The 13338-nt window shown below is 59.5% G+C and carries 13 protein-coding genes; 7 read left to right on the forward strand and 6 right to left on the reverse strand.

The genetic code is table 11. The features are described 5' to 3' along the window. Positions 1-405 precede the first annotated feature (405 nt). On the reverse strand, positions 406-1776 hold the full coding sequence (locus tag EPB08_RS02190) for a Do family serine endopeptidase (protein WP_130617417.1): 1371 nt from the start codon (positions 1774-1776) through the stop codon (positions 406-408). A gap of 431 nt (positions 1777-2207) precedes the next feature. On the opposite strand from EPB08_RS02190, the gene EPB08_RS02195 reads away from it, so the two are divergent. The 6 genes from EPB08_RS02195 (at position 2208) to EPB08_RS02220 (ending at position 7436) form a co-directional block, all read left to right on the forward strand. Further along, a complete protein-coding gene (locus EPB08_RS02195) occupies positions 2208-4352 on the forward strand; it encodes an adenosylcobalamin-dependent ribonucleoside-diphosphate reductase (RefSeq protein ID WP_130617418.1) in 2145 nt (714 codons plus the stop codon). A 115-nt stretch (positions 4353-4467) separates the two neighbouring features. Next, positions 4468-5055, forward strand: coding sequence for a histidine biosynthesis protein HisIE (locus tag EPB08_RS21210; protein ID WP_130617419.1), 588 nt, complete (start codon positions 4468-4470; stop codon positions 5053-5055). A gap of 250 nt (positions 5056-5305) precedes the next feature. Beyond that, on the forward strand, positions 5306-6049 hold the full coding sequence (locus EPB08_RS02205) for a TSCPD domain-containing protein (protein ID WP_130617420.1): 744 nt from the start codon (positions 5306-5308) through the stop codon (positions 6047-6049). Between the two features lie 129 nt (positions 6050-6178). Further along, the gene (locus EPB08_RS02210) at positions 6179-6400 is read left to right on the forward strand and encodes a hypothetical protein (RefSeq protein ID WP_130617421.1); all 222 of its coding nucleotides are present in this window, start codon (positions 6179-6181) and stop codon (positions 6398-6400) included. A gap of 122 nt (positions 6401-6522) precedes the next feature. Continuing rightward, entirely contained in the window at positions 6523-6861 is a 339-nt protein-coding gene (locus EPB08_RS02215) for a hypothetical protein (protein WP_130617422.1), read from the forward strand. 248 nt (positions 6862-7109) lie between these two features. Beyond that, positions 7110-7436, forward strand: a complete 327-nt coding sequence (locus tag EPB08_RS02220; RefSeq protein WP_130617423.1) for a hypothetical protein — start codon at positions 7110-7112, stop codon at positions 7434-7436. Positions 7437-7846: 410 nt separating this feature from the next. Here EPB08_RS02220 and EPB08_RS02225 read toward each other — a convergent pair whose 3' ends face one another. The 3 genes from EPB08_RS02225 to EPB08_RS02235 form a co-directional block, all read right to left on the reverse strand. Continuing rightward, positions 7847-8899, reverse strand: a complete 1053-nt coding sequence (locus tag EPB08_RS02225) for a DNA methyltransferase (RefSeq protein ID WP_130617424.1) — start codon at positions 8897-8899, stop codon at positions 7847-7849. Positions 8900-8975: 76 nt separating this feature from the next. Beyond that, positions 8976-9845, reverse strand: coding sequence for an SIR2 family protein (locus EPB08_RS02230; protein WP_130617425.1), 870 nt, complete (start codon positions 9843-9845; stop codon positions 8976-8978). Further along, entirely contained in the window at positions 9842-10906 is a 1065-nt protein-coding gene (locus EPB08_RS02235; RefSeq protein ID WP_130617426.1) for a ParA family protein, read from the reverse strand. Before EPB08_RS02235 ends, EPB08_RS02230 begins: the two co-directional genes overlap by 4 nt. Before the next feature lie 886 nt (positions 10907-11792). Here EPB08_RS02235 and EPB08_RS02240 point away from each other — a divergent pair. Continuing rightward, the gene (locus tag EPB08_RS02240; RefSeq protein WP_165418363.1) at positions 11793-12107 is read left to right on the forward strand and encodes a HigA family addiction module antitoxin; all 315 of its coding nucleotides are present in this window, start codon (positions 11793-11795) and stop codon (positions 12105-12107) included. A gap of 78 nt (positions 12108-12185) precedes the next feature. Here the strand turns inward: EPB08_RS02240 and EPB08_RS02245 are convergent, their stop codons facing one another. Both EPB08_RS02245 and EPB08_RS02250 read right to left on the reverse strand, forming a co-directional pair. Beyond that, positions 12186-12968 carry an SDR family oxidoreductase gene (locus EPB08_RS02245; RefSeq protein ID WP_130617428.1) on the reverse strand — a complete coding sequence of 261 codons (783 nt, stop codon included), beginning with the start codon at positions 12966-12968 and terminating at the stop codon, positions 12186-12188. Next, positions 12965-13291: a nuclear transport factor 2 family protein gene (locus EPB08_RS02250; RefSeq protein ID WP_130617429.1), complete on the reverse strand. Its 327-nt coding sequence runs from the start codon at positions 13289-13291 to the stop codon at positions 12965-12967. Before EPB08_RS02250 ends, EPB08_RS02245 begins: the two co-directional genes overlap by 4 nt. Between the last annotated feature and the right edge of the window lie 47 nt (positions 13292-13338).

Raw genomic sequence — 13338 nt, forward strand, 5'->3', positions numbered from 1 at the left:
ATGTCTCCGCACCGTTCATCAGAGGTTATTCGTCTCAGGCCGGCAAATACGGTCGCAGGTGTGGTGCGACGGTTTGCGGGGGTGCTCCAGGGCTCGTTTGTCGTGTGCTCGGGGTCACACGAGTGTGGCGGTTATCCCGCTCTTCGACGGGTACCGTCACCGTTAGCTCGCCGCCTCGCATTTCCCTCACCATCACCTAAACCCTCACCGTCATCCCAGCGAAAGCTGGGATCCAGCGCCTTTATCCACGGTGAGGTCAGAGCTCAAAGTCACTGGATGACTCGCTGCGCTCGCCCCTTCGGGGCCGCCCTACGGGCGTTCTGCGCGCTTCGCGCTTGTCCAGCTTCCGCGGGGATGACGAGCCTGGAGGCCCCACGCCGCTCGCAGCGCCTCACTCATCCCACCTCAACGAACATCCACATACCTCACCCCGTCATCCCCCGACACCACCAGCACCAGCTGCCGCGGGTTGACCCCAGAGAGCTTCTGCAACGTCCGCATATCCGGCACGCGCAGGTTGCCCACGCCAATCACGATATCGCTGGACGTCAGCCCCGCCTGCGCGGCACGGCTGCCATTACGCACCTCGCTCACCCCCACGCCGGCGACGCCCTGCGCCCGCATGTTCTGCGAGAGCTCGCTGAAGGTGACACCCGCCAGCCTCGGATCCAGCTTTGCGCCATCAAAGGTGGCGAGCTTCTCAGGCGTCAGCTTGGCAGTGACATCCCGCGTGGCACCATTGCGCTGCACAGTCAGCTTCACGGTGGAGCCGATCGGCATCAGCCCCTCCGCATTACGCAGCTCCTGCGCGCTGCGGATCGGCTTGCCGTCCAGCGCGGTGATCACGTCGCCCGGCTCGATGCTGGCGGTGTCGGCCGCCGAGCCGCCGTTCACACGTGTCACCACCACGCCCTTGGTGTCCTTCAGGCCCAGCACCTTGGCGATGCGCGGGGTGATGTCCTGCGCCTCCAGGCCCAGGTTGCCGCGATTGACCTTGCCGTGCGCGATCAGCTGCTGCATCACCTCGCTGGCGAGGTTGGTGGGGATGGCGAAGCCGATGCCCACGTTGCCGCCCGAGGGCGAGATGATCATGGTGTTGATACCCACCAGCTCGCCGCGCAGGTTCACCAGCGCGCCGCCGGAGTTGCCCGGATTGATCGAGGCATCGGTCTGTATGTAGTTCTGGTAGCCCGTGCCGCCCAGGCCCGAGCGGCTCAGCGCGGAGACGATGCCCGACGTCACCGTCTGGCCCAGCCCGAACGGGTCGCCCACCGCCACCACGAAATCGCCCACGCGCAGCTTGGCGGAGTCCGCCATCGGCAGCGCCTGCAACCCGGTCGCCTGGATCTGCACCACCGCCAGGTCGGTCTCCGGGTCGGTGCCCACCAGCTTGCCCTTCGCGTCGCGACCGTCCTGCAAGGTCACCGTGATGTCGTCGGCGCCGCCCACCACATGGTTGTTGGTGAGCACGTAGCCCTTCGCCGCATCCACGATCACACCCGAGCCCAGGCTCTGCTCCACGCGCTCGCGCGGTGAACCGCCCAGCCCGAAGAACTGGCGGAACACCGGATCCTCAAAGAACGGATCGCGCACCTGCACCCGCGTCTTGGTGGAGATGTTCACCACCGCCGGCGTCACCTTCTCCAGCATCGGCGCCAGCGAGGGCAGGGGCTGGCCGTCGACCACGGGCGGCAGTGACGCATGGCTGGCCAGCGGCAAGGCGGCTGCGGCAACGAGACTCAAGGTGGCCCATCGGCGGGCAAGGCGGGCAAGCATGGAAGCTCCTTTCTCTCTTTGAATCGGCCGTCGTTCGACTCAATCCGCGGCGCGCGGTTCCTTGAATTCGCCGCCCTCTGCGCGGTTCCGTGCCGTCTTCCTGAGCCCGTCCCGCGAGCGCGTATGAAGCAAGCTTGAGAACAGGAACATAGGCAGTTGGAAAGACTTTACATCGAACCATCCGAGGGGTAACTTTCTCATCCGTTCGCGACCACAACATCTTGTGTGACAACGCTGGTGATAAACCCAAGAGCTGGTGTCGGGGGACATCGACTTGGGGGAGTTGTCGAAGGTCAGGCAGGGAGCGCAAGGGTCGGGCAGTGTGCTGGCTATGTGGATCCTCCAGTGCATGACCTGACGCGAGCGGCATAGCCGATAAAACAAGAAACCAACACGGGGCCGAGAGGCCGTACCGGGAGGTCAGGAAGCCGATGAGCACCATGCGTGCACCAGCCGTAACTCGCGAAACCACCATTCCGCTCCAGCCGGCGTCCTACGACATCTGGGACAAGAAGTACCGCCTGAAGGCGAAGTCCGGCGATCCGGTCGACGGCAGCGTCGACGAAACCTACCAGCGCGTGGCCCGTGCCCTGTCCGACGTGGAAATCACGGCGGAACTGCGTGAGCACTGGAACGAGCGCTTCCTGTGGGCGCTGCGCCGTGGGGCCATCCCCGCCGGCCGCATCACGTCCAACGCGGGCGCGCTCGAGCACAAGCCAGCCACCTCCACCATCAACTGCACGGTGTCGGGCACCATCCGTGACTCCATGGACGACATCCTGGAGAAGGTGCACGAGGCCGGTCTGACGCTGAAGGCCGGTTGCGGCATCGGCTACGAGTTCTCCACGCTGCGTCCGCGCGGCGCGTACGTGTCGGGTGCGGGTGCCTACACGTCCGGCCCGCTGTCCTTCATGGATATCTACGACAAGATGTGCTTCACCGTCTCGTCCGCCGGCGGTCGCCGCGGCGCGCAGATGGGCACGTTCGACGTCGCCCATCCGGACGTGAAGGAATTCATCCGCGCCAAGCGCGAAGACGGCCGCCTGCGCCAGTTCAACCTGTCCCTGCTCATCACCGACGGCTTCATGCAGGCGGTGGAGCACGACCAGGACTGGCCGATGGTGTTCCCGGTGCACGTCAAGGAACAGGACGAGATCGACCTCACCGACGCCAGCAAGGTCGTGTGGCGCGAGTGGCCGACCCACGAGAACTACGTGGAGCGCGAAGACGGCCTGGTGGCCTGCAAGATCTACGGCCACATCCGCGCGCGGCACCTGTGGGACATGATCATGGTGTCCACCTACGACTTCGCCGAGCCGGGTTTCATCCTGATCGACAAGGTCAACGAGATGAACAACAACTGGTGGTGCGAGCACATCCGCGCCACCAACCCCTGCGGCGAGCAGCCCCTGCCGCCGTACGGCTCGTGCTTGCTGGGTTCGATCAACCTCACCACCTTCGTGCGTGACCCGTTCGGCCCCAAGGCCCGCTTCGACTGGGACGAATACCGCGAAGTGGTCAAGGTGTTCACCCGCATGCTGGACAACGTGGTGGAGATCAACGGCCTGCCGCTCGAGCAGCAGCGCAACGAGATCATCTCCAAGCGTCGCCACGGCATGGGCTTCCTGGGCCTGGGCACCACGCTCACCATGCTCAAGATGCGCTACGGCACCGCCGAGTCCGTCTCCTTCACCGAGGACGTCTCCCGCGAGATGGCCGTGGCCGGTTGGGAAGTCGCCCTCGACCTCGCCAAGGAAAAGGGTCCGGCCCCGGTGCTCACGCGTGACTACACCGTCACCGGCGACATGCTGCGCAAGCGCCCGGAGATGGTCACCGACGGCTACAAGGTCGGCGACACCATCAAGGGCCGCGTGCTGCACGCCAAGTACAGCCGCTACATGCAGCGCGTGGCCGAGGTGGCCCCGAACCTGGTGGCCGAGCTCGCCGAAACCGGCGCCCGCTTCACCCACCACAGCTCCATCGCCCCGACCGGCACCATCTCGCTGTCCCTGGCCAACAACGCCAGCAACGGCATCGAGCCCAGCTTTGCCCATCACTACTCGCGCAACGTGATCCGTGAGGGCCGCAAGACCAAGGAAAAGGTGGAGGTCTACAGCTACGAGCTGCTGGCCTACCGCGCGCTGATCAACGCCGAAGCCCTGCCGTACTCCGACGACCCGAAGTCCAAGCTGCCCGAGTACTTCGTGGCCGCCGACGACATCACCCCGAAGGAGCACGTGGACATCCAGGCCGCCGCGCAGCGCTGGGTCGATTCGTCCATCTCCAAGACGGCGAACGTCCCCACCGACTATCCGTACGAAGACTTCAAAGACATCTATTTTTACGCTTATAAGCAGGGTTTGAAGGGTTGCACCACCTTCCGTTTCAACCCCGCTGCATTCCAAGGCGTGCTGGTCAAGGAAGCCGATCTTGAGAGCACCCTCTACCGCTTCGAATTGGAGGACGGTAGTGTTGTCGAACTGAAAGGCAACGAAGAAGTGGAGTACGACGGCGAAATGCACACGGCCGCCAATTTGTTCGATGCCTTGAAGGAAGGGTATTACGGAAAGTTCTAATATCGTCGCCGGGACCTGGTGCTCAGGTTCCGGCACGCTTGTAAGAGTCGTTCCGGATGCCTAGAGGCAAGGCTCACTACAAGTTCCAAAATCCACGTCGGAGGGGATTACCCGCATGTCTATCGATACTGAAATGAACGAAGAAGCCGTACTGGTTGTTGACGCGCCGGTGGAAGTTGTCGCGGTCGAAGTGACCCCGGCAGCTGCCCCCAAGAAGGCCCGTGCCAAGAAGAAGTCGGCTCCGGCCAAGAAGGCAGCTCCGGCCAAGAAGGCGGCAAAGGCAGTCAAGAAGGCTTCGGCCAAGAAGACCGCCAAGAAGGCTGCCAAGAAGACCGTGAAGAAGGCTGCCGCCAAGAAGGCCGTCAAGAAGGCGGTGAAGAAGGCCGCCGTCAAGAAGGTCGCCAAGAAGGCCGCGAAGAAGGCGGTCAAGAAGGCTGCCGCCAAGCGCGTCGTGAAGAAGGCCGCCGCCAAGAAGGTCGCTCGCAAGGTCGCCAAGAAGGCCGTGCGCAAGGCGGTTGCCAAGAAGGTTGCTCGCAAGGTCAGCAGCAAGAAGACGGCCAAGAAGGCCGCAGTCAAGAAGGTGGTTAAGAAAGCCGCCGGTAAGAAGGCCGCCAAGGCGGTCAAGAGGTCCACTGCCAGCAAGAAGGCAGGCGTGAAGAAGGCCGTGCGCAAGCCGGCCAAGAAAGCCGCCCGCCGCAAGTAAGCTGTAACCGGTTCGGCCCGGCGTTCATTCGCCGGGCCGAATCGCTCCAGAGTTACCGACAGGACAGGGTGCGGACACCTCCCAGCCCGTCATTCCAGCGAACGCTGGAAGAGCTCCACAACAGCCGAAGGCTGGTCATCCAGCGCCTTTAAGCCCCTGGATCGAGTCCCCAAATCGGGACCATGACCATCCTGTAGGCGACCCAAAGCCGTCCGCGCGCGCCGCCACTACTCGAAAAGAAGCACACACCATGGCGATCAAGATCGAAAAGAAGATCAAGGGCTACAACGTCGTCAAGCCCGAGGACAAGGCCGCCGCGCCCGTCGCAACCCCTGCCGCCCCGGCTGCCAAAGAGGCGCCCAAGGCAGAAGTGATCCAGATGCACGAGAGCCTGGAGCGTCCCGAGACGCTCGTCGGCTCCACCTACAAGATCAAGTCGCCGCTGTTCGAGCACGCGTTGTACGTCACCGTCAACGACATCGTGCTCAACGCCGGCACCCAGTACGAACAGCGCCGCCCCTTCGAGATCTTCATCAACTCGAAGAACATGGACCACTTCCAGTGGATCGTGGCGCTCACCCGCATCATCTCCGCCGTGTTCCGCAAGGGCGGCGACGTCACCTTCCTGGTGGAAGAGATGAAGGCCGTGTTCGACCCGCGCGGCGGCTACTTCAAGGCCGGCGGCGTCTACATGCCCAGCATCGTCGCCGAGATCGGCGCGGTCATCGAGCAGCACATGAAGATGATCGGCCTGATCCACGACCCGGAGCTGGACGAGTCCACCCGCAAGCTCATCGCCGAAAAGCGCGCAGCCTACGAGGCAGCCGCCAACCCCAAGAAGTCCGCCCCGGCTGCCGAAGCCAGCACCGAATCGACCAGCGCCACCGGCTTCCCGCCCGGCGCCACCCTCTGCGCCAAGTGCAACACCCAGGCGCTGGTGCTGATGGACGGCTGCCAGACTTGCTTGAATTGTGGGTATAGCAAGTGCGGCTAAAGCTTGATTGATTAAGGCCGAAATTTAAGAAGGTGACTGCTCGCAGTCACCTTTTTTTTAGGGTTCAGTGGCACTGGGTGACCACTTCCAGTGGAGGTGGCGGAATGATTTTCAAAGGAGAGAAATGGTATGGCGCATGAAGTGACAATGGATATTTCTACCAAGTTCGTACTTCATAAAGACGTCAAGGTTGAGGTAAAAAAGAACGGGAGCAAGCTGGGGACAGTATTAATTAGTAAGGGGAACATTGAGTGGTTGCCAGCCGGTAATTCGGTGAACAAGAAACGCCTCTCGTGGACCAAATTTGCTGAGCTTATGAATGAACACGGCGGAGACGTCCGCGTTCGCTGAAGCCGGGCTAATCACTGGTGTGAGATCCACTGCGCGAGGGTTTTATTCCCGCGCGGATCAAGCCACAGAGTGGGCATCAGTGTCAGCCCGAGGAAATCGTTCTGTCGCAAGTGGAGCGAGCCTTGGTAAAGAAAAAGATCCCAAGCAATGAACCGATGCGCCCCTCGGATAGGGTCGCGCAAATGCTGTCAGCAATTACTCTGGACATGAGGTTGGAGTTTGCGTTGGAGGCCTTGGAGCTTGCGCAGGAGGCGCTACGCGAGGCGTTAGACCTGACTGCTGAGCTCGAGAGTGGTTTCATCCCTGATATCACTGACCTGGATGGCAAGATAATCTCAGCGTTAGCCTCGATAGACGAAGCTCTTGACGAGAAATTCTCTGTCGTCCGCAACGACAAGATAATGCGCCACATTGTTCGACAAGTAGAGGCAGCCAAGCGGCCAAGGAGAATAAAAAAGTAAGCGTAGGGCGGTCCTGCACCTCGACGGGACTTTGCCCGGATGCCATCTATGGCGATGCGTCTCTGAGGAACAGGGCGGATTCGCATCCAGGGAGGCAACAAAGTGAGCCTGCTCCTTCTCGTTGCGACAACGGGAACTCGTCGCGATCCTTCAGGGAAGGGCGTGGGTGTGCGCTGAAAGCGCGATTTATCGAATCAAAATCTATTTGGGTCAACGGAATCTAACCATCTGCAACAGGGAGACGCAAAATGGCTACAACGAAGAAGCCTGCAAAGAAGGCAGCAGATGCTCACAAGGAAAAGGGTGCGCCTCGCAACAAGAAGAACCTCATCCCCATCGGGGATAAGGACATCCCGGTCTATGCAACCCCGCGAGTTTCCAAAGCCTTGGATGAACTAACCGAGGACATGACGTTGTACCACGGCGTGCGATTCATTCAAGTTATCGAAGCCGTATATAAGCAAGGGCAGAAGGACGGGGCGCGCAATGCATTTGGCGAGCTTGAGAAAAAGATCAAGGAGGCTCAAAAGGCCATCCCGCACCGCAATCCAGGGCAGCCAAAAAAACAAAAATAGGCCGCCGGCGCTCATAGATCAGATGGCGGGGTCAGGTTTCTTCTGAGATTGCTAGAAGCGAATCTAGCCCTGCTTGTCTGTCGCTTGTCGCCCAGCGATCAAAAACAGAGGTCAGAGTGCACTTTTCAGAAAGTCGACTCTGACTCCTGTTTTGCCTTTCCTAGGAAACGTACTCTGAGCCCTTTTTCGTTCGCCAAGTAGAGACTACCAAGGGACCAAGCCGAGAGAAGAGGTAAGTGTTGCGAGGTTCCGCACTCGACGGAGCTTTTCCCGCTCGGCCATATGGTTGCGAATGGCGTCATGAGAAACGAGGCCAAGGTCATCTCTTAGGATGCGAGAGGTGAGCCTAGCCCGGTTTGGTTGTGCGTCGCTTCGTAGGTGCCAATCAAGAGATCTATGATTAGAGCGCCCTATGCCTTCCTAAAGACCAAAATGTGCTCGACCTTTGTGCCTCGGCAATCGCGTCGGGAGCGACGAATGTCAGGAATGTCATCGCGAATCGCATCGATCAGCTTGAGGCCATGATTCATTGCTTCCTCGAGAAAGGCCGAAGAAGGATGGCTCTGAATTCTCTTGCGGGTGACTGTCTCTCCCACTACGAGTACCAGCTTTCCACCTCGCTTTAGCGATTTTGAGGACTTTTGCATGAACCTCGTTACCATGTCCGTCAAACCCATGCGCTTGTCGGTCGGCTCGGGAGCATAGTTTGTAGTTCCTCTGTCGATGAACCACATTCGGAGCCGATTGTCCCTCCTGTAGTCGAGCGCATTCATATAGGGCGGGCTAGTGATCACAGCGTCAACACGCGTTGGGAGCTCCACCGTTGCTACGGGGGCACCGTAGACCATCGAACTTCCTTGTACCGAGCGGCCTCCAACTTGCTTCAGTGCGCGCTTAATCTTTGCCTGAATTCTCGGCTCGAGGTCTCGCTTCTCGTACATCGAAGGAAACGCGTTGCGGGGAAACTTGTTACTTCGCAAATAGGGCACAAGGTGGCTGCTGGGATAAGAAAGGAATCCAGGGCGTTGATGGTGCAAGATCCCGAGAAAGCAACTCAAGAAGAAATGCTGCTGCTGCTCTAGACATTCGTCAGCAAATGCTAAAGCCTCCTGTAGTGTCTCGGGATGAAAAAAGACGCGCACCCAGTCGGGCACCGACTCCAAGTCTACGCGCGCGCGCGCTCGAGACGACTTCAGGAGTCGAGCTAGCTCAACTTCGGCAATCTCCAGAGAGGCCGGCGGATAAAGTTTGCCGGACGTCAGGATTTGCGCGTAGATGTTGTCGTCGGAGGCAAAGACCCGACGTCCGAGTAACGCGGCTTCTAGCGGGATAGTGCCGGAACCGCAAAAAGGATCCGCCACAAGATCTCCCGGTTTTGAGAAGCTTTCAACCAGGTCACGAGCAATGCGTGGCTTCAGTTTCCCGATATACGGTGAAATCTGGTGCAACGATGAGAGGCCCATGGAGGCCTTTTCACCCCATTCGATTGGGGCCGCTCTGAAGTCCGGTGGTGAAGTCAGTGAGGAATTCACTAGAGCATTACCAATTCATCGTTGTGAGAAGCCCCGATCGGGATTCGTTGACCAGATTCTTAAGTTGAGCAATTCCCTCACTCAATTCGCGATGATTGTCTTGAGGATTGTAGCTTATGGTCCTCAGATTCATGCTCGACTCGATCACCTTGACGATAGGCGCAGGCGTGGCCCCGGCTGGCGAAACGACGTAGTGCGGTCTCGTCCCCGGATATCTTCGGGCGTAATCTTCAAGCAGCAGTCGGACGTCCGGGTCTGTCATTGAAGCGCCAAGGAACACGAAGGTGTGGGTCATAAACAGCGCGTCGAGAATGCGGTAGAAGTCAGCATGTTTGCTCCGCATGCGCGCGTAGTCTGTTCGAGTCAAGATTGCTTCGCGCGGTGAGTCAATCGATCCGTGAACTTTGAGGATGCAGCGATTCTGCCGACGAATGATATCCGCGAGATCTTCGCTGAGGTAAGTCTTTACGAGTATGTCGCCATGCAAAATCGAGTTCGCGGCATTCTCGTAAATCTTGTCGAAATTTGTAGTGAGTACAATGCGTGAATCGATTTCCACCAAATCGGTGTGTACGGGCGATGGCCTAAATCGCTTTTCGGAGAACGCAGCTAGTAGCCGGCTTTCGAATGCAGCGACACGGAGCGCGTCTCTTGCAACTTCACATGCTGTAAGTAAATCGCCGTTCGCGATGCACTGGTCGACAGCAGCACGTTCTTCACCGTCAATATCATTGGCGAGGCCTTGCAGGAACTCGAGCCAATCTGCGGGCCGCACCCCTTGGTCATTCGTCGAGTTCTTCGATACCCCCGCGCCAAGAAAGAGCACGCAGCGTCGCCGCGCGATGTCGGTGACAACCTCCTCTGGCCAGTCGATCATGCCTTAGCCTCTGAGACACGACGCAAATTGTGAAGAAGGGACGTGGCCAGGTTGGCGATGAATGACTTGTACTCTGACTGCTGGCTGTACTGACCGCCTGACAATCCATCGCGTCCTGTGAGCAGATCAATCGGGGCATGCGCTGTTTGCGCCAGAGGTACAAGACTGAACATGTGAGGGACATCGCTTAGGCGAAGTTCGTCAGTCGACAGTCCGGGAGCGACAAGTTCGACGAGTCGTCGCTCGATGCGAGCAGGAATCTCGTTAAGGATCTCCTCGAAGGCCCCGGTTGCGCGACGTTCTTGCCGGATTGTCTTCGTAATGTACTGTTGAACGGTATATCCGATGAACTTGCTCATCTCGGTGTTCGGTCGAATTGCATACTTTGCGATTTCACCTGGATGCCTTCTTTCGCAGAGGGAGAGTCCCTGCTCGTATACCTGCCTCCAGTCATTGAGCCAATCGGCGATATTGTCGATCCCGATCAAGCTAAAAATGTCACAGCCCATTGGTGCCAGGAAATAATCGGCACCTATCAGAACTGCACGATTTAGGGCGCCGAGACTGGGTCCGATATCGAATACGACAAGATCGTAGTCGCCACTCAGGCTTGCGAGAAACTGGGTGTTCCAGTTCGTTACTCGAGCTCCGCCGATATCGCCGGCGATGAAGTTGCTCCAGTTCTGGCTCAACTTATCCTCTGTCAACGCTACCTTAGGATGTCCCGGGAGTAGGTCGACATTGAAGCGATTGGTAGAGGCAGCGATGACATTGAATGACGTCTTCAGTGTCGCTTCGCCCGAATTGAGCGGTGCGAGAACATCTTTCAGAGTGTCGACGGTCGGTTTCGAGCTGTCAGAGGTCGCCCCATCGTCGCCATACAATTTATCAGCCTCAGAGGGCTGAAGAATCAGCTGCGACGCGTTGCATTGGGGGTCAGCGTCGACGACGAGAACCTTGAGGCCCTCGTGGCGTGCTAGGTAAGACGCCACATTGCAAGCAAGGGTAGTTTTCCCAACGCCCCCTTTGTTATTAAAGAAACACAAGCTCCATGTGCTCATGCAAGCAATTTCCCCTAGGTGGCCAAGCCGGCGCTGGTGCCATTTTAACCTGCCAACAACCACTGTGAGGGTGCCTGCTGTATCCCGGTGAATGGGTTGGTGGCCGCCCTTTCTCAGGGGCTTGGGCGACGCCGGGGTACACTGGGGTTATCTAAGGGGCGAAGGGCACTGACATTCTGCCGGCCCCGGGGACGGCGCGCGCGCCCTCTGTTTGACGGACACCCATCTCGCCCAAGCCCGACAGACGATGCCCGCCCTGCTTGTTAGGGTCGGGCAGTCATTCGCGCTGTTTTGCTGTAGGGCCTCGCGAGTGACCATGACCACCAAGTCATGAGGCGCGAGCCGTGAGTGCTACCAACACCCACGACCCGCTAACCATCACCAGCTTCTTCGGAGTTGATCATGGCTATCCACGATCATACGGTACGCATTCGCCCGCACGTTCCCCCTGGCGGCACCCTCACTCCTCAATCTGGCGACTCGTCACGCACATGCGTGAGGTGGCCCGAAGCCCTGCGTCATAGCACTCGCGGTGACATCGCACTGGCAGTGCTTGCTCTCACGCGGTTGCTCCATGACAGCGAGCAGTGCCGCAACGCGCAGGCGCGGGGATTCCCCGGCAGACAACTGGAATGGCCGCTTCCCGCGGTCGTCATGGCCAATCTGGGCGCGGCCATCCAATGCCTCCAGCAGTACGCCAACCTGCTCGGTCACGAGCCCCGAGTGAACACACCACGCATCCGATGATCGCCTCTGCGGCGCATCGGCCGGCACGGCGATGCGCCGCACTCGGGCAATCACCGACAAAGCCATCAGGCATTCACCGACACGGAGCGCTGTAAGCGCCTATCCGCTGTGCGGCCGTGTCCGACAGGGAGGACAACCCATGGATCTGATCCAACTGACCGCACATGTGGACGTGGACCCCTCGCAACCGCTGCGAACCCCCGGAGACATCTTGCTGCACGCCTACCTGATCCCCAACGCACTCAACCCCGCCCAACTCGCCCGCCGCACCGGCATATCCGCGCGCCACATCAAAGCCTTCATCGACGGCACCCACCCCATCACCCCCAAGATCGCCATCCGCCTTTCCCTCGCCCTCGATACCACCGCCTTCTACTGGCTGGCACTGCAGGCTCGATACGATCTGGAAAAGGGAAAGCCCGTAGTCCGCGCCTATCGTCCTCTTGTTGATTAGGCCGCTTTGGGTAAGGTCCGCTTTCGAACCAAAGTGGACGTCTTAGAGTGCGTCCACCTCGGCAACGGCCACCGAGGGCTAGGCCGTCGGCACAGTGCCGCCATCGATGGTGTATTCCGTCCCGGAAATTGAACCAGCGCGGGGAGAAACGAGGAAGGCAATCAGGTCTGCGACCTCCTGCGGGCGAGCGGGGCGGCCGAGTGGTATGCCTCCCAGGCCTCTCATGATGATCTCCTTGCCTCCTTCATAATCCGTGCCTGCCTCATCGGCCAGGCGCTGGGCGAATTCCACAGCCGCCTCTGTTTCGACCCAGCCAGGTGAAACGCGCACAACGCGAACGCCCTTGGGCGTGACCTCTTTTGAAAGGCTCTTGCTGTAAGTCGAAAGCGCAGCCTTCGCCGCGGCGTAGGCCGTGGTCGACTCAGGGAGCGGCAACCTATGTTGAATGGACGTAACGTGGACGATGACGCCTGAACCTTGCGCCAGCATCTGCGGAAGCAGCGCGCGGTCCAGCCGAACAGCAGACATGAGATTGAGGTTGATCTCGTCAGCCCAGACGTCATCGCTCAGCGCGGCGAAGCCACCGGGTGGTGCGCTCGAACCGCCCACAACATTGACGACAATGTCTATGCCACCAAGCTGAGCTTGAGCCGCCGCGGCGAACTGCTTGCAACCCTCCGCGGACATGAGGTCTGCAGCTACATACGACACACCATCAACGGGTGATGCCGGAATCGACCGCGCTGATGTGATGACGCGCGCGCCTGCCGAGAGTAGTGTTGCGACAACCGCAGCGCCAACGCCCTTTGTTCCGCCGCTCACCAGAACGCGCTTGCCTTCCAATTGCAGACTAAAGCTCATACGGTGATCTCGAGCCCGGCAACCTTATCGCCTTGCAGCGCAAAGATATATCGAAGGTCGACAGGGCTTCCTGGGAAGGTGCCAACAAGGTGGCTGGTGACGACAATTTTGTCCCCGTCTTCAGCAATGGCGAAGGGCGTGCTGGTGTACTGGTACTTTGTGGATGACTCCTCCTTCCATCGCTTGATGGCAGCTCGCCCCTTGTAGGTATGGCCTTCATCCACAACGATGGAGTCCTCGGTGAAGCATTGGCTGACGACTTCTGCGTCTTTGAAGCGGTCCGCCGCAAAGTAGTCGCCGATGGGCTTGGGTAGATCTTTCATCTTCTGAATCCTCCAGTGATGTTGGGCATGCTCTGGATGCCCAAACG

Source organism: Dyella amyloliquefaciens, from assembly GCF_004296575.1.
Lineage (GTDB): Bacteria > Pseudomonadota > Gammaproteobacteria > Xanthomonadales > Rhodanobacteraceae > Dyella > Dyella amyloliquefaciens.